Here is a 14842-nt window from a genome sequence, read left to right as displayed (position 1 = left end):
CGGACAATCGCCGCCGGTTGGTTATCGGCGCGCGGCCGAGTTATCGGCTGGAGCGGTGGTCGGCGTCCCGCTGGGTGGACGCCGTCATCGTCAGGGCCACGGCGCCCTGGACCAGCGCGGCCTCCGCGGCCCGCGCCTCGGCGGTGGCCCGGGCGCGGACGGCGACGATCTTGTCGTGCAGCTCGGCGTGCACCCGCTTGCGCACGTCGCGGGCGATCACGTCGACGTCCGACTCCTCGGGGGCGGGCTCGCCCCGCAGGGCGAGCTCGGCGGTCAGCCGCGCGACGGCGGCGTCGACCTCGGCCACGACCCGGACCTCCGCCTCGTCGAGCAGCGCGACCACCGCGGCGTCGGCCTCCCGGCCCAGGCGCGTCTCCTCGAAGCGCCGGGCGGCGGTGTCCACGATCCCCTGCGCCTGCGCGACGACGTCGTGCGCGACCGCGGGAGCGTGCGCCTTCAGGGTGGCGAGGTCGTAGAGCAGCACGCCCTCGACGTCGGCCACCAGCGGGTCCACGTCGCGGTGCAGGGCGAGGTCCAGGATCACCAGCGGGCGCGGCTCCGGCTCGTCGCCGGCCCGGTCCGCGGCGCGCTCCCGGGCGCGCACCACCGCGGCGGCGTCGAGCACGTGCCCGAGGCTCGCCTCGGGGCCGGCCTCGCCGGTCAGGCCGTGCGGGAGCGTGGTCTGACCGCCGAAGTTCCCCGCGACCATGGCGCCGAGCGCCGCCTCGTCGGTGCCGGTCAGTTCTTCGTCGGCCCGCGCCGCGAGCGCCCGGCCCCGGGCCCCGCTGCAGCTCACCACGATGTCGGCGTCGGCGAGGGCCTCGACGAGCGAGTCCACCGGCCGCACGCCGTGCGACTCCGCGAAGGCCTCGGCACGGCCGGACTGCGAGTAGACGGAGATGTCCTCGCAGCCGCGGGCCCGGAGGGCGGCGACCGAGGCGCCCGCGTACGAGCCGGTGCCGATGAGCACGGCGCGCGCGCCGTCCCACGGCGGCAGCTCGCTCTCGGCGAGGTCCAGGGCGAGCGCGACGACGGACCGGCCCGCCGCGCCGAGCTCCGTGTCCGTGCCGACCCGCTTGGAGGTGCGCGACGCCGTCTGGAACAGGAGCTCCAGGGTCTTGGACGTGGTCTCCTGCTCGCGGGCGATCGCCAGCGAGCGCTTCACCTGGCCGGCGATCTCGCGCTCGCCCACGACCATCGCGTCCAGGCCCGACGCCACGGCGAACAGGTGCTCCGTGACCTCCGGCCCGGTGCGGACGGTGAAGCTGCGGGCGGCGACGTCGCCGGTCACGCCCGACGCGTGGGCCACGAGCTCGGCCACGTGACGCGTCGCGTGCCGCACGCTGTCGCCGCTCAGCGGCGCGTCGACGTCGAGATAGAGCTCGAAGCGGTTGCACGTGGAGATCACCACGGCGCCCGCGACGGGGCCGCACGTACCCACGACGACACGACCCACTGACGACGAACCCGTGGACAGGCGCTCCAGCGCGTCGAGATCGAGCTCGCGGTGGCTGGCGGTGAGGGAGAGGAGAACCACAGTGCTCCAACTTTATGCACCGTGGCCGGGCAGGGCAGAATCGTGAAGCGTGAAGTCCACCACGATCAGCCCTGCTCACCCGCTCGCCGACGGGCGGACCACCGCCGCTCCCCTTGTCCGGGCGCTCCGGGGTGAACGTCCTGGTCGCACGCCCGTCTGGTTCATGCGGCAGGCGGGCCGCTCCCTGCCCGAGTACCGCGAGGTGCGCCAGGGCACCGGCATGCTGGAGGCCTGCCTGCGACCCGACCTCGCGGCCGAGATCACACTCCAGCCGGTGCGCCGGCACGGTGTGGACGCGGCCGTCTTCTTCTCCGACATCGTGGTGCCGCTCAAGCTGGCCGGCGTCGGCGTGGACATCCAGGCCGGGGTCGGGCCGGTCATGGACCAGCCGTACCGCACGTCCGACGACGTCGCCCGGCTCACCTCGCGCAGCCTCGACGACGCGGCCCTCGAGCCGATCCGGGAGGCCATCGCGCTGACCGTCGCCGAGCTCGGGTCGACGCCGCTCCTGGGCTTCGGCGGCGCGCCGTTCACGCTCGCGGCCTACCTGGTCGAGGGCCGGCCGTCGCGCGACCACCTCGCCGCGCGCACCCTGATGCACGCCGACCCCGCCACGTGGGACGCGCTCGTGCAGTGGACCGCCGACCTCACCGGGACGTTCCTGCGGGCCCAGGTCGAGGCGGGTGCCAGCGCCGTCCAGCTCTTCGACTCCTGGGCCGGGTCGCTCTCGCTCGCGGACTACACGGCCCACGTCGCCGCGTCGTCGACCCGCGCGCTCTCCTACGTGGCGGACGCCGGCGTGCCGGCCATCCACTTCGGTACCGGCACCGGGCACCTGCTGCCCGCCCTGCGCACGGTCCTGGTCGACGCCGGACTGGCGGACCACGCCGTCGGCGTCGACTACCGGACGCCGCTCGACGAGGCCGCCGCGCTGCTGCCCGGCGTGCCCCTGCAGGGGAACATCGACCCCGCGCTGCTGGCCGCGCCGTGGCCGGTGCTGGAGGCGCACGTGCGTGACGTCGTCTCCCGCGGCCTCAAGGCGCCCGGCCACGTGGTCAACCTGGGCCACGGCGTCCCCCCGGAGACGGACCCGACGGTGCTCACCCGCGTGGTCGAGCTGGTCCACTCGTCGTGATGCCCTCGGCCGGTCGGTCCGGTGCGGCGGGCGCCGACGCCGTCGTCGTCGGCGCCGGGATCGGCGGGCTCGTCGCCGCGCACACGCTCGCGGCCCGGGGGCTGCGCGTCGTCGTGCTGGAGGCCGGCGAGCGAGCCGGCGGGCCGATCCGCGGCGGGGCGTTCGCGTCGCTGCCGGACGTGCCGCTGGACCTCGGGGCGGAGTCGTTCGCGGTGCGGGGCGGGGCCGTCGAACGCCTCATGGCCGAGCTCGGGCTGACCGTCGAGGTGCCCGCCGGGCTCTCCGCCTGGGGTTATGCCGCCGGGAGGGCGTTCCCGCTGCCGGCGGCGGGTGTGCTGGGCATCCCCTCGCGGCCGTGGGCCGCCGACGTGCGGCGCGCGATCGGCTGGCCCGGCGTGCTGCGTGGCTCGCTGGACCGGGTGCTGCCCGCGCGGCTCGTCGACCCGACCGACCTCGGCACCCTCGCCCGGTCGCGGCTCGGCTCCCGGGTGGCGGACCGGCTCGTCACCCCGGTCGCCGCCGGCGTGCACTCGGCGCCGCTCGACCGGCTCGACGTCGCCGCCGTCGCGCCCGGGCTGCTGGACGCGTACGCGCGGACCGGGTCCCTGTCGCGGGCCGTGGCGTCGCTCCGGGCCGCGGCGCCCCCCGGGTCCGCGGTGCGCGGGATCGACGGCGGCGTGCACGCCCTGGTGAACGCGCTGGTGGACCGCCTGGACGTCCGGTTCGGCACGCGGGTGACGGGCCTGGAGCGGACGGCCGACCCCGCCGCCTGGCTGGTGCGCACGGCCGACGGCCGGGTGCTGCGCACGCCCCGCGTGGTGCTGGCGACGCCCACCGCCGCCGAGCTCGGTCGGCAGGGGGAGGTGCTTGAGCCGCCTCTGGCGCCCGAGCGAGGGGCCGACATCCGGCTGGTGGCGCTGCTCGTGGACGCGCCCGAGCTGGACACGGCTCCGCGTGGCTCGGGGATGCTCGTGGCCCCCGACACGGCCGCGGGCGGTGTCCGGGCCAAGGCGCTGACCCACGCGACGGCCAAGTGGCCGTGGCTCGCGCGCCGCGTGCGCGCCGCCGCCGGGCCGGGCGTGCACGTGGTGCGCCTCAGCTACGGCCGCATGGGCGAGCCGACGCCGCAGCCCACCGCCGAGGAGGCCGCCCGCGATGCGTCGGCACTGCTGGGCGTGAACCTGACCGACCGGGTGCGCGAGGTGCTGCACCAGCGCTGGGACGGCGCGCTGCCCCCGCCCACCCCCGCCTACCGAGCCGCCGTCCGGGAGTACGAGGCAGCGGTGCTGGCCGAGCCAGGCCTCGACGTCACGGGCGGCTGGATCGCCGGGACCGGCCTGGCGGCGATCGTCGCGCACGCCGGACGAACGGCCGAACGCCTGGGCGAGGGTGCCTGAGAGGTTCCGGAGGGCTCAGCCCCGCGAGAGCCGCTGAGCGTAGGCGTCCAGCACCCGCAGGATCCCCGCGTGCTGCCAGACCCGGTTACGTCGCAAGCCAGTACGTTCTTCCAGCACCCCCGCCTCGGTGAGCTGGCTCAGCGCGCGCTGGGCCGTCGTGTCGTTCATGTCGAGCCGGTCGACGAGAAAACGGGCGTTGACGACGGGCTGCGCCACCAGGCAGGGGAGCACCTTCCACGCGGACGCCTGCCGCCGGAGACCGGTCAACTCACGGCGGGACACATCCACCTGGTTCGCGAGCTCGTCGACGAGCTCCGAGCCCGACGCCGCCGCGAACCGGCACGCCGCGGCGAATCTCTCCACGATCGGTCGCGCGTCTCCTTCCCGGAACGCGCCCAGGGCGTCGAAGTACTCCTCGGTCTGGATGAGCAGGCCGGCCGATACCGGCGCGGTCGTGTGTGTGACCAGCCCCTTCGCCTTCAGGATCGCGTGCACGACGGCACGGCCGGTGCGACCGTTCCCATCGCTGAACGGGTGAATGGTCTCGAACTGAGCGTGCGCGACAGCCGCCTGGACCAGCACCGGGAGATCATCCCGGTGCATGAAGCGGACCAGGTCCGCCATCGAGCCGGCGATGAGCTCTGCCTGCGGTCCGACGTGCTGAGCACCACGCGGGGAGACGCTCGTCGAACCCACCCAGACCAGCCCCGAACGGTATCTGCCTGCGTGGTCCTCCCAGCCACGCTGCCGGGACAGCAGCTCTGCGTGCATCGCGAGCATCGCGTCCTCGTCGAGCCGGTCCGCGAGGGCGAGCGCTGCCTCCATCGCCCGGACGTTGGCCACCACCACCCTGGCGTTGTCGCTGCTCGACTGGTCGAGCTCGGCGAGGGCCAGCTGTCGCGCACCGACCGTGAGGTTCTCGATCTGCGACGACGACGTCGACTCGGTCCGCAGCAGGATGGAGCTCATCGGGCCCAGCGTCGGGTTGTCGGCCCCGAGACGCCCTCGCGCGTAGGCATCGAACCCGGCGAGTGCGGCCGCGGCCTCCTCGATGTCCGCCCCGAGATCTGCCGGCAGGTGTGGCGCGTACTCCGCAATCCGTGTCGGGATCGTCGACTCGTACGCCCCGGAGGCTGCGGCGAGCTGGCCGCGGCTGACCAGGCCGTTGTCCTCCGCGACCCAGTAGTGCTCGTCCCGGCCGACCGGGGCGATGGCGAGGGGCTCGGAAAGTGTGACCACGTCACCCATCTTACTAACAGTTTCTTGACAAGTGTTGGTGCGGAGGATCCGCTACTCACACTTCCCCTGGGTTCGCCGAGTCCGTTCTGACAGCACGCCACCAACCCTGTGAAATCCGCCCATCGAGCACCTTCTGGTTTCCTCCCGGCGGGGGTTCGGGTGGAGACTGGGTTGGTGACCCCGACCCCCCTGTCCGTCAGCACCCCTGGAAGCACCCCGGACGACGCCGCGCCGATCCGCCTCGGCACCCGGGCGAGCGCCCTCGCCACGACCCAGAGCGGTCTGGTGGCCAGGCGCCTGGAGGAGCTGACCGGCAGGCCTGTCGAGCTGGTGCACATCAAGACCGAGGGCGACGTGCGGACGGGGAGCCTCGCGAGCCTCGGCGGCACCGGCGTCTTCGTGACCGCGTTGCGCGAGGCGCTGCTGGACGGCCGCTGCGACGTCGCCGTCCACTCCCTCAAGGACCTGCCGACCACCCCCGCACCCGGCCTCACCTTCGTGACGCCCGAGCGCGAGGACCCGCGCGACGCCCTGTGCGCGCGGGACGGCCTCACCCTCACGACGCTCCCGCACGGGGGGCGCGTCGGCACCGGCTCGCCGCGGCGGGCGGCCCAGATCCGCGCGGCCCGGCCCGACCTGGACGTCGTCGACATCCGCGGCAACGTGGGCACGCGGCTCAACCGCGCGCTCGGGCCCGACGCCGACCTCGACGCCGTCGTGCTCGCCTACGCCGGGCTGTCCCGCCTGGGACGCACCGACGTGATCAGCGAGGTGCTCGACGTCGACATCGTGGCCCCCGCCCCCGGACAGGGCGCGCTCGCCGTGGAGGTGCGCACCGCCGACATCGTGTCCGACCCCGGCACGGGCCGGGCCCCCGCGCCCGATCTCGCCGAGGCGATCCACCTGCTCGACGACCGGCCGACCCGGCTCGCGGTGCTCGCCGAGCGCTCCGTGCTGGCCCGGCTGGAGGCCGGCTGCGCGGCGCCGGTCGGTGCGCACGCGACGGTGACCGGCTCGGTGCTGCGCCTGCGGTCCGTGGTGGCCGCCGTCGACGGCTCGGAGCAGATGTCGCGCGGCGGCGAGGCGCCGCTGTCCCAGGACGTCGCGCCCGAGGCGCTCGACGCCGCCGCCCGCACGCTGGGCATCGCCGTCGCCGAGCACCTGCTGGCCGACGGCGCCGAGCGGCTCGCGCCGCTGAGCGCGACCGTCCCGGAGAAGGCGTGACCGAGCCGGTCCCGCCTGCGGTCGCTCCCTCGGGACCGGCCGGGCAGCCCGCCGTGCTGGTCGCCCGCGCCCCGGAGCGCGCCGCCGGGCTCCTCGCTCTGCTCCGCGAGCAGGGGCTCGACCCCGTCGCGGCCCCCGTCATCGAGCGGGCGCCCGTCGAGGACCCGGCGGAGCTCGACGCAGCCCGCGGGCGCCTGGCCGACGGCGCGTACGACTGGGTCGCGATCACCAGCGTGAACGCCGTGGACGCCCTGCTCGGACCGGCGGTGCGCGGCGCGAACGCTGACGATGCCGCCTGGCCGGGGGAAGACACCACGTCCGCGGGGTCGGTTGCCGAGAGTGGACAACGTCTACTCAGTGCAACACACCCCGCGGTACCGGCTTCTCCCCCGGGCGACACGCCCGACACGCTTCCCGCCCGGCCGCTGCGGTGGGCCGCCGTCGGACCGGCGACCGAGCGGGCGCTGGCCGCGCACGGCCTCGCCGTCGACCTGGTGCCGCGGACCGCGACCGGGGCCGGGCTCGCCGACGCGTTCCCCCAGGCGCCCCAGAATTCCGCACGCCGCGTCCTGCTGCCGCTCGGCGACCTCGCGTCCGACACCCTCCGCGCGGGCCTCGTCGCCAAGGGCTGGGCCGCCGACGTGGTGACCGCCTACCGCACGGTCGCGCGCGAGCTGCCCGCGCAGCTGCGCGGCCCGTACGACGTCGTCGTGGTCACCTCGGGCTCGGCGGCCCGCCAGGTCGCGGCCCAGCTGGGCCCGCAGCGGGTCGTCGCGATCGGGGAGCCGTCGGCCGGCACGGCACGAGCCGTCGGGCACACGGTGCTCGCCGTGGCCGTCACACCCACGGACGCGGCCCTGGCCGACGCCGTGACCGAAGCCCTCGTCAGAACCTGATGCACCTGTCGGACGCACAGGTCACCCTGGTGACCTGTGCGTCCGACACCACCACGAGAGAGAAGGACATCGTGAGCTCCTCCGGGATCGTGTACCGGCCGCGCCGTCTGCGCGCCACGCCGGGCATGCGCCGACTGGTCGCAGAGACCCGCTTGCACCCCGCAGACCTGGTGCTGCCGCTCTTCGTCAAGGAGGGCCTGACCGAGCCGGCGCCGCTGGCGAGCATGCCCGGGCAGGTGCAGCACACCGAGGAGTCCCTGGTCGAGGCCGTGCGCGCCGCGCGGGACGCGGGCCTGGGCGGCGTCATGCTGTTCGGCATCCCCACCGTGAAGGACGCGAACGGCTCGCAGGCGGACGCCCCGGACGGGATCCTGCAGCGGGCCCTGCGGGCCTCGCGCGCGGCACTGGACGAGGGCCTCGCCCCCGGCGCGCCCACCCCGGTGCTCATGGCCGACACCTGCCTCGACGAGTTCACGGACCACGGGCACTGCGGCGTGCTCACGTCCACAGGGGCTGTGGACAACGACGCGACCCTGATCCGCTACGCCTCCATGGCGGTGGCGCAGGCCAAGGCCGGGGCGGACGTGATCTCGCCGTCCGGCATGATGGACGGCCAGGTCGCGATGATCCGGGACGCGCTGGACGACGCCGGCTTCGCCGACACGAGCATCCTGGCCTACAGCGCCAAGTACGCGAGCGCGTACTACGGCCCGTTCCGCGAGGCCGTGGACTCGGAGCTGAAGGGCGACCGCAAGACCTACCAGATGGACTCCGCGAACGGCCGCGAGGGCCTGCGCGAGGCGGACCTGGACCTCGCCGAGGGCGCCGACCTCGTCATGGTGAAGCCGGCCGGGTCGTACCTGGACGTGCTGCGCGCCGTCGCGGACCGGAGCGACGTGCCCGTGGCCGCGTACCAGGTCTCGGGCGAGTACGCAATGATCGAGGCGGCCGGCGCGAACGGCTGGATCGACCGGGACCGCGCCGTCCTGGAGTCGGTGACGAGCATCAAGCGGGCCGGCGCCGACGTCATCCTCACCTACTGGGCGCTCGAGCTCGCCGAGTGGATCAAGAGTGGGTGGATCAAGTGACCGAGCAGAACCGAGACACCGTCGAGGCCCAGGCGCTGCGCCGGGCGCCCGAGGCCAACCACGCGGCGTTCCTGCGTGCGCAGGGCGCGATCCCGGGCGGCGTGAACTCGCCCGTGCGCGCCTACGGCAGCGTGGGCGGGGACCCGCGCTTCCTCGCCTCGGCCCGCGGCCCGTACGTCACCGACGTCGCGGGGCGCGAGTACGTGGACCTGGTGTGCTCGTGGGGTCCGGCGCTGCTCGGGCACGCGCACCCCGACGTCGTCGCCGCCGTGCAGGACGCCGCCGCGCGCGGCCTGTCGTTCGGCGCCCCGACCGTGGCCGAGGTCGAGCTCGCGGAGGAGGTCCGGCGCCGGGTCCCGGCGGCCGAGCGCGTGCGCCTGGTCTCCACGGGTACCGAGGCGACGATGACGGCGATCCGCCTGGCGCGCGGTGTCACGGGCCGGCCGCTCGTCATCAAGTTCGCCGGCTGCTACCACGGGCACATGGACGCGCTGCTGGCCGAGGCCGGCTCCGGTGTCGCGACGCTCGCGCTCCCCGGCTCGGCGGGCGTGACCGAGGCGACCGCCGCCGAGACCCTGGTGCTCCCCTACAACGACCTGGCCGCCGTCGAGGCGGCGTTCGCGCAGCGCGGCTCCGAGATCGCGGCGGTCATCACCGAGGCGTCGCCCGCGAACATGGGCGTGGTGCCGCCCGCGGAGGGCTTCAACGAGGGCCTGCGCCGCATCACGTCGGCGCACGGGGCCCTGTTCATCATGGACGAGGTGCTCACCGGGTTCCGCGTGGGCCCGGCCGGCTGGTGGGGCGTCGAGAACGACACGATCCGCGCCGCCGGGGGCGAGGGCTACACGCCCGACCTGTTCACGTTCGGCAAGGTCGTCGGCGGCGGCATGCCGGTGGCGGCCCTGGGCGGACCGGCGTCGGTCATGGAACACCTGGCCCCGCTGGGGCCCGTGTACCAGGCGGGCACGCTGTCGGGTAACCCCGTGGCGGTCGCCTCGGGTCTGACCACTCTGCGGCTGGCCGACGACGCCGTGTACGCCCGGGTCGACGAGGTCTCGCGCGTGCTGTCGGCCGCGGTGGGCGAGGCGCTCACCGCCGCCGGCGTCGAGCACCGTGTGCAGCGCGCGGGCTCGCTGTTCTCGGTGTTCTTCGGGCCGCTGGCCGCGGCGTCCGGCGTGCGCGACTACGCGCAGGCCCAGGCGCAGGAGACTTTCCGGTACACGGCCCTGTTCCACGCGATGCTGGCGGCCGGGGTCAACCTGCCGCCGTCGGTCTTCGAGGCCTGGTTCGTCTCCGCGGCGCACGACGACGCCGCCGTGCAGCGGATCCTCGACGCGCTCCCGGGCGCCGCCGAGGCCGCGGCCGCTGCAGCCCCGCGGTAGCCCGAGCCCTCACCGCTGGTCGAGCTTGTCGAGACCCGGGTCTCGACAAGCTCGACCAGCGGTGGGTCGGCTCGACCAGCGCAGGGTCGGCTCGACCAGCGAGGACCGCCGTCAGGCGGCCTTGATGTAGTCGTTCGGGTTGAGCACGAACTTCTTCGCCGCACCCTCGTCGAACGCGTGGTAGCCCGTCGGCGCCTCCGGCAGCGGGATCGCCTGGGCGTTGACGGCCTTGGCGATCTGCACCTTGTCGTGCAGGATCGCCTGCATCAGGCCGCGGTGGTACTTCATCACCGGGCACTGGCCGGTCGTGAACGCGTGGGACTTGGCCCAGCCGAGCCCCAGCCGCAGGGACAGCGAGCCGACCTTCGCCGCCTCGGTCGCCGCACCCGGGTCGCCCGTGACGTACAGGCCGGGGATGCCGAGCGAGCCGCCCGCCCGCGTGACCTCCATGAGGGCGTTGAGCACAGCGGCCGGCTGCTCGTTCGACGAGTCGGCACCGTGCCCGCGGGCCTCGAAGCCGACGGCGTCGACGCCGCAGTCCACCTCGGGCTCGCCGAGGATCTCCGCGATCTGGTCGCCGATCGGCCCGGCGGCCACGTCGATCGCCTCGCAGCCGAACGACCGCGCCTGCTCCAGCCGCTCCTTGTTGAGGTCGCCCACGATCACCACGCCGGCACCGAGCAGGTGCGCGGACGCCGCGGCGGCCAGACCGACGGGCCCGGCACCGGCGACGTACACCGTGGACCCCACGCCCACCCCGGCGCTCACGCACCCGTGGAAACCCGTCGGGAAGATGTCGCTGAGCATCGTCAGGTCCATGATCTTCTCGAGGGCCTGGTCCTTGTCCGGGAACTTGAGGGCGTTGAAGTCCGCGTACGGCACCAGCACGTACTCCGCCTGGCCGCCGACCCAGCCACCCATGTCGACGTACCCGTACGCCGATCCCGGCCGGTCCGGGTTCACGTTGAGACAGATGCCGGTCTTGCGCTCCTTGCAGTTGCGACAGCGCCCGCACGCGATGTTGAACGGCACGGAGACGATGTCACCCACGTCGAGGAACTCGACGTCCGGGCCCTTCTCGACGATCTCGCCGGTGATCTCGTGCCCCAGGATCAGTCCCGGGGGCGCGGTGGTGCGGCCGCGGACCATGTGCTGGTCGGAGCCGCAGATGTTGGTGGCCACGGTCCGGAGGATCACTCCGTGCGGCACCTTGCGGCCCACGTTGGCCGGGTTGACCCCGGGTCCGTCCCGGAGCTCGAACGTCGGGTAGTCGATGTCGACCACCTCAACCACGCCGGGTTCGCGGTACGCGACCGCCTTGTTTCCAGGCATGTTGGGTTACCCCTTCCAGGTCATCCTTGAACTGGCTTCGGTCCCTTTTCACGCTACGCCGGGCCCCGGCGACTCTCATCCGCGGCCGCGAACCTCATCCACTGCGGCATCCGCTGCGGCGCGAGGTGGGGAGTTCTCCCCACAGACGGCCGGCACACGCTCTGCCACGCTTCGCTCGCCGCGCGCACGGTGCGCGCGGTTCGAGACGAAGGAAAGAAGAACATGGTCTTCTTCGGCTGGGGCAGCAAGAGCAAGACGGCGCCGCTCGACGCGGGGCGAGCCCTGGTGCTGCGCTACTCGTACGTCCACCTGTTCTGGCTGCTGCGGTTCTCGTGGGGCCTGCAGTACAGTCTGGCGACCGCCACCGAGGCCGGGTGGGCGACGCGCCCGCTGTCGGACGCCGAGGCCATGGCGCTGGACGCGCCGAAGCGGCTGAACCTCAACCTCTGGTGGCGGTTCGGCCTGCTCCTGTGGGCCGCCGTGGCGGTCGTCGCCATCGTCGCCGCCAACATCGACGCCGCCATGGGCTGACGGCTCAGGTCGCCGCGGGCAGCTCCTCCGGCCACGTGAACCACTCGACCGGGATGCTCTCGTCGAGGCGACGCACCTGGTTCTCGGCGAGGACGCCCGCGGCGAGCAGGCCGCGCGCCACCATCCGCGCGATCAGCCGGGCGCCGGGCGTGTTGAAGTGCGTGTTGTCCTGCCGCCCCTCGTAGGTGTTCAGGAAGTACACCTGGGTGCCGGCCGGGCCGAGCTCCTGCCACAGCGCCAGGGTCTGCGCGGTGACGTCGATCAGCGGCACGCCCTCGGCGGCGGCCAGCGCCCGCATCGCGTCCGGGTAGAACCCGTGGGTCGCGACGGCGTTCCCGGCGGCGTCGAAGCGGCGGCGCTCCGCCGGGGTCAGCAGCACCGGGCGCGCGCCCCGCTCGCGGGCGCCGTCGACGTAGCGGCGCAGGTGGGCCGGGTAGGTGGTCCACGGGTCCGTACCGACCGCCGGGTCGGCCTTCTGGTCGTTGTGCCCGAACTGCACGAGCAGCACGTCGTCGGGGCGGACGGCGTCCAGGATCGCGTCGAGGCGTCCCTCGGCGATGAAGCTCTTGGAGCTGCGCCCGTTCATCGCGTGGTTGAGCACCTCGATCCGCGGCGCGACGTACCAGGGCAGGCCCATGCCCCAGCCGGTCTCGGGAAAGACCCCGGCGTACTTCTGCGAGGCGGTGGAGTCGCCGGCGAGGTAGATCCGGGGCGCCCGCTGCGCCTGAGCCTTCCGCGTCGCGGCGGGGACCACCGCGGGCGGCGGCACGGGGGTGTTCGTGGGTGCCGCGCTCGCCGTGAGGGCGAGCGGTCCGGCCGCGGCGAGCGCGGCGAGCAGGAGGCGGCGAGACATCGAAGCGGGCATGCCGACGGGAGGACCTCTCGGGGAATCTGGGGTATTCAGGACGAAAGGTATCGGATCCGGCCCCTGAGGACGGCCGACCTCAAGAACCTCAAGAACCTCAAGGGCGATCCTGAGCAGCCCTTGAGGTTCTTCGGCCGGGCGTTGAGTTCCGGGACGCACGCTGGGAGCAGCCAGTCAGGCACTCACGGGGAGGCGCGGCCATGGCTGAGGTATACAACTTCTGGACCGGCGGGGACGAGCTGGCGGCCGAGACCGGCGGCTCGGTCCGCGACGAGACCGGGCCCATGCTCGCCCGGACGCCGCGCGTCCTCGCGACGGACATCCTCGACGAGGGGGTGCTCCACGATCTCGGCCAGGACCTCGGCGAGCCGACCGCCCGGCGGCTCGCCGAGCAGTACGCCGCCGGTCTCAAGCGGCGCCTCGAGCTCCTCACCGTCGCCGCCCTCGACCGCAGCGCGTACGCCGTCTACGACACAGCGGCCGAGCTGGCCGTCTCGGGCGCCATGGTGGGGGCCGTCGCGCTGGCCCGGGCGGCCTGGACCGCGGCGCAGGACGTGGCGCGGACCCGCACCGCCCCGCGGGTCGAGTCGCTGGAGCGGCTCATGCGCCTGGCGCACGACACCGAGGTGGCCCTGGTCAGACATTCTCGAAGCGGTACCCCAGCCCGCGGACCGTATGGATGAAGCGCGGGCTCGTGGGGCTGTCGCCGAGCTTGCGCCGCACGTTGGCCACGTGCACCTCGACCGTGCGGCGGTCCGCCTCGGTGACGTCGCCGCCGTAGCCGTGCTCGTCGGGCCAGAGCAGGCGGGCCAGGTCGCCCTTCGGTACCGGTCGGCCGCGCGCGGCGTGGAGCGCCGCGAGGAGGACGAACTCGGTGCGGGTGAGGTGGACGGGCTCGCCCCCCAGGCGGACCGTGCGGCGCGCGGTGTCGACCTCGAGCCCGTCGTCGCCGTCCGGGCCGGGGGCGGGATCCTCCGCCGACGGCGTCGCCGGGACGAGATGCCCGGAACGGCGCAGGAGCGCGTCGATGCGCGCGCGGAGCTCCCGTGGCCGGAACGGCTTGGTGACGTACTCGTCGGCACCGGACTCGAGGCCCATCAGCGTGTCGACCTCGTCGACCCGGGCCGTGAGCATGACGACCACCGTCTCGGAGAAGGTCCGCAGCCGGCGCACCACCTCGAACCCGTCGATGTCCGGCAGGGAGACGTCCACGGTGGTCACGACAGGCTGGTGGGCCTTCACCAGTGCGACGCCCTGCGCGCCGGTGGCAGCAGGGTGCACGGTGAAACCGGCTTGCTGCAACGTGACCTCGACGACCTCACGGATGAGGTCGTCGTCCTCGACCACGACCGCCACGCCCCGCCCCCCAGACTGGTCCATCGGTCGAACGTAGCAACGTACTCGCCACCGCGCCCGTGGTCAGCACACTTGACTCACTACCCCCATGGGGTATCTCATGGACACATGACCGAGGCGACGGAGACCACTGAGGCGACCGAGGCCGCCACCCGGCACGACGACACCCTGCACCACGACGGGTCCGGCGCGCACGACGGGCCGCACGGTTACGCATCCGACAAGACCGGCTACCTCAAGCGGATGCGCCGCATCGAGGGGCAGGTTCGCGGCATTGCACGGATGATCGACGAGGACGAGTACTGCATCGACGTGCTCACCCAGGTCAGCGCCGTGACCAAGGCTCTGCAGGCGGTGAGCCTGGCGCTCGTCGAGGACCACCTGGGACATTGTGTGGTGGACGCGGCCAAGGCGTCCGACGCCGAGGGCGCCGCCAAGGTCCGGGAGGCCTCGGAGGCGATCGCCCGCCTCGTCCGTATGTGAACGCCGGGCAGCCCCTGCACGGCCCGCAGCACCCGCACGTCCAGCAGCCCACGAACCGAGGAGAGACATGACCACCGTGACCAAGCTCGCCGTGACCGGCATGACCTGTGGGCACTGCGTGTCCGCCGTGACCAACGAGCTGCGCGACGTGCCGGACGTCCAGGACGTGAGCGTCGAGCTGCACGCCGGTGAGACCTCGCAGGTGCACGTGATCTCCAAGCTGCCGCTCGCCGAGGCCGCGCTGCGCGACGCCGTGGACGAGGCCGGCTACGACGTGGCCGACGTCGAGGTGCTCGAGAACGCCGTCGCCGCCGAGTCCGCCGCGCAGGCCCCGGGCCGCCAGGCGACCCGCATGCTGCCGATCGTCCCGTCCTGAC

At 73.9% G+C, this 14842-nt stretch carries 15 protein-coding genes; 10 read left to right on the top strand and 5 right to left on the bottom strand.

The features are described from left to right. Window positions 1-40: 40 nt before the first annotated feature. Window positions 41-1537 carry a glutamyl-tRNA reductase gene (locus ACZ7LE_RS01660; protein WP_470401661.1) on the bottom strand — a complete coding sequence of 499 codons (1497 nt, stop codon included), beginning with the start codon at window positions 1535-1537 and terminating at the stop codon, window positions 41-43. 49 nt (window positions 1538-1586) lie between these two features. Between ACZ7LE_RS01660 and hemE the strand changes: the two genes are divergently transcribed. Next, window positions 1587-2672, top strand: coding sequence for a uroporphyrinogen decarboxylase (gene hemE / locus ACZ7LE_RS01655; protein WP_470401660.1), 1086 nt, complete (start codon window positions 1587-1589; stop codon window positions 2670-2672). Then, window positions 2672-4069: a protoporphyrinogen/coproporphyrinogen oxidase gene (locus ACZ7LE_RS01650; protein WP_470401659.1), complete on the top strand. Its 1398-nt coding sequence runs from the start codon at window positions 2672-2674 to the stop codon at window positions 4067-4069. The genes hemE and ACZ7LE_RS01650 overlap by 1 nt, the downstream gene beginning before the upstream one ends. 15 nt (window positions 4070-4084) lie before the next feature. Here the strand turns inward: ACZ7LE_RS01650 and ACZ7LE_RS01645 are convergent, their stop codons facing one another. Continuing rightward, a complete protein-coding gene (locus ACZ7LE_RS01645) occupies window positions 4085-5308 on the bottom strand; it encodes a Fic family protein (RefSeq protein WP_470401658.1) in 1224 nt (407 codons plus the stop codon). 174 nt (window positions 5309-5482) lie between these two features. On the opposite strand from ACZ7LE_RS01645, the gene hemC reads away from it, so the two are divergent. From hemC to hemL, 4 genes are all read left to right on the top strand, one after another. Beyond that, window positions 5483-6532 (top strand): hydroxymethylbilane synthase, encoded by a 1050-nt coding sequence (hemC, locus tag ACZ7LE_RS01640; protein WP_470401657.1) that lies wholly within the window; start codon window positions 5483-5485, stop codon window positions 6530-6532. Next, window positions 6529-7428, top strand: coding sequence for a uroporphyrinogen-III synthase (locus ACZ7LE_RS01635; RefSeq protein ID WP_470401656.1), 900 nt, complete (start codon window positions 6529-6531; stop codon window positions 7426-7428). The genes hemC and ACZ7LE_RS01635 overlap by 4 nt, the downstream gene beginning before the upstream one ends. Window positions 7429-7553: 125 nt before the next feature. Next, window positions 7554-8516 carry a porphobilinogen synthase gene (gene hemB / locus ACZ7LE_RS01630; RefSeq protein WP_470403265.1) on the top strand — a complete coding sequence of 321 codons (963 nt, stop codon included), beginning with the start codon at window positions 7554-7556 and terminating at the stop codon, window positions 8514-8516. Further along, window positions 8513-9898 (top strand): glutamate-1-semialdehyde 2,1-aminomutase, encoded by a 1386-nt coding sequence (gene hemL, locus ACZ7LE_RS01625; RefSeq protein ID WP_470401655.1) that lies wholly within the window; start codon window positions 8513-8515, stop codon window positions 9896-9898. The genes hemB and hemL overlap by 4 nt, the downstream gene beginning before the upstream one ends. Window positions 9899-10009: 111 nt before the next feature. Here the strand turns inward: hemL and fdhA are convergent, their stop codons facing one another. Further along, window positions 10010-11230: a formaldehyde dehydrogenase, glutathione-independent gene (gene fdhA / locus ACZ7LE_RS01620; protein WP_470401654.1), complete on the bottom strand. Its 1221-nt coding sequence runs from the start codon at window positions 11228-11230 to the stop codon at window positions 10010-10012. Window positions 11231-11452: 222 nt separating this feature from the next. On the opposite strand from fdhA, the gene ACZ7LE_RS01615 reads away from it, so the two are divergent. Next, window positions 11453-11761, top strand: a complete 309-nt coding sequence (locus tag ACZ7LE_RS01615; protein WP_470401653.1) for a hypothetical protein — start codon at window positions 11453-11455, stop codon at window positions 11759-11761. 4 nt (window positions 11762-11765) lie between these two features. Here the strand turns inward: ACZ7LE_RS01615 and ACZ7LE_RS01610 are convergent, their stop codons facing one another. After that, window positions 11766-12614 (bottom strand): rhamnogalacturonan acetylesterase, encoded by an 849-nt coding sequence (locus ACZ7LE_RS01610; RefSeq protein WP_470401652.1) that lies wholly within the window; start codon window positions 12612-12614, stop codon window positions 11766-11768. A 212-nt stretch (window positions 12615-12826) separates the two neighbouring features. Between ACZ7LE_RS01610 and ACZ7LE_RS01605 the strand changes: the two genes are divergently transcribed. Further along, the gene (locus ACZ7LE_RS01605) at window positions 12827-13309 is read left to right on the top strand and encodes a hypothetical protein (RefSeq protein ID WP_470401651.1); all 483 of its coding nucleotides are present in this window, start codon (window positions 12827-12829) and stop codon (window positions 13307-13309) included. On the opposite strand, the gene ACZ7LE_RS01600 is transcribed toward ACZ7LE_RS01605, so the two are convergent. Next, complete coding sequence (locus ACZ7LE_RS01600; RefSeq protein ID WP_470401650.1) at window positions 13263-14006, bottom strand: response regulator transcription factor; 744 nt, start codon at window positions 14004-14006, stop codon at window positions 13263-13265. The genes ACZ7LE_RS01605 and ACZ7LE_RS01600 overlap by 47 nt on opposite strands. A gap of 84 nt (window positions 14007-14090) precedes the next feature. Here ACZ7LE_RS01600 and ACZ7LE_RS01595 point away from each other — a divergent pair, with 84 nt between their 5' ends. After that, window positions 14091-14465 (top strand): metal-sensitive transcriptional regulator, encoded by a 375-nt coding sequence (locus ACZ7LE_RS01595; RefSeq protein WP_470401649.1) that lies wholly within the window; start codon window positions 14091-14093, stop codon window positions 14463-14465. A gap of 67 nt (window positions 14466-14532) precedes the next feature. Continuing rightward, window positions 14533-14841, top strand: coding sequence for a heavy-metal-associated domain-containing protein (locus tag ACZ7LE_RS01590; RefSeq protein WP_470401648.1), 309 nt, complete (start codon window positions 14533-14535; stop codon window positions 14839-14841). Window position 14842: the final 1 nt, after the last annotated feature.

The organism is Promicromonospora sp. NPDC110617 (assembly GCF_055598465.1).
The sequence above is the reverse complement of the archived record's forward strand: the minus strand, read 5'-3'. Positions and strand labels throughout refer to the sequence as shown.

Coding starts and splice junctions, on each gene's coding strand:
- ACZ7LE_RS01650 (WP_470401659.1), top strand. CDS start 2,672: ATGCCCTCGGCCGGTCGGTCCGGTGCGGCGGGCGCCGACGCCGTCGTC.
- hemB (WP_470403265.1), top strand. CDS start 7,554: ATGCGCCGACTGGTCGCAGAGACCCGCTTGCACCCCGCAGACCTGGTG.
- fdhA (WP_470401654.1), bottom strand. CDS start 11,230: ATGCCTGGAAACAAGGCGGTCGCGTACCGCGAACCCGGCGTGGTTGAG.
- ACZ7LE_RS01615 (WP_470401653.1), top strand. CDS start 11,453: ATGGTCTTCTTCGGCTGGGGCAGCAAGAGCAAGACGGCGCCGCTCGAC.
- ACZ7LE_RS01610 (WP_470401652.1), bottom strand. CDS start 12,614: ATGTCTCGCCGCCTCCTGCTCGCCGCGCTCGCCGCGGCCGGACCGCTC.
- ACZ7LE_RS01605 (WP_470401651.1), top strand. CDS start 12,827: ATGGCTGAGGTATACAACTTCTGGACCGGCGGGGACGAGCTGGCGGCC.
- ACZ7LE_RS01600 (WP_470401650.1), bottom strand. CDS start 14,006: ATGGACCAGTCTGGGGGGCGGGGCGTGGCGGTCGTGGTCGAGGACGAC.
- ACZ7LE_RS01595 (WP_470401649.1), top strand. CDS start 14,091: ATGACCGAGGCGACGGAGACCACTGAGGCGACCGAGGCCGCCACCCGG.
- ACZ7LE_RS01590 (WP_470401648.1), top strand. CDS start 14,533: ATGACCACCGTGACCAAGCTCGCCGTGACCGGCATGACCTGTGGGCAC.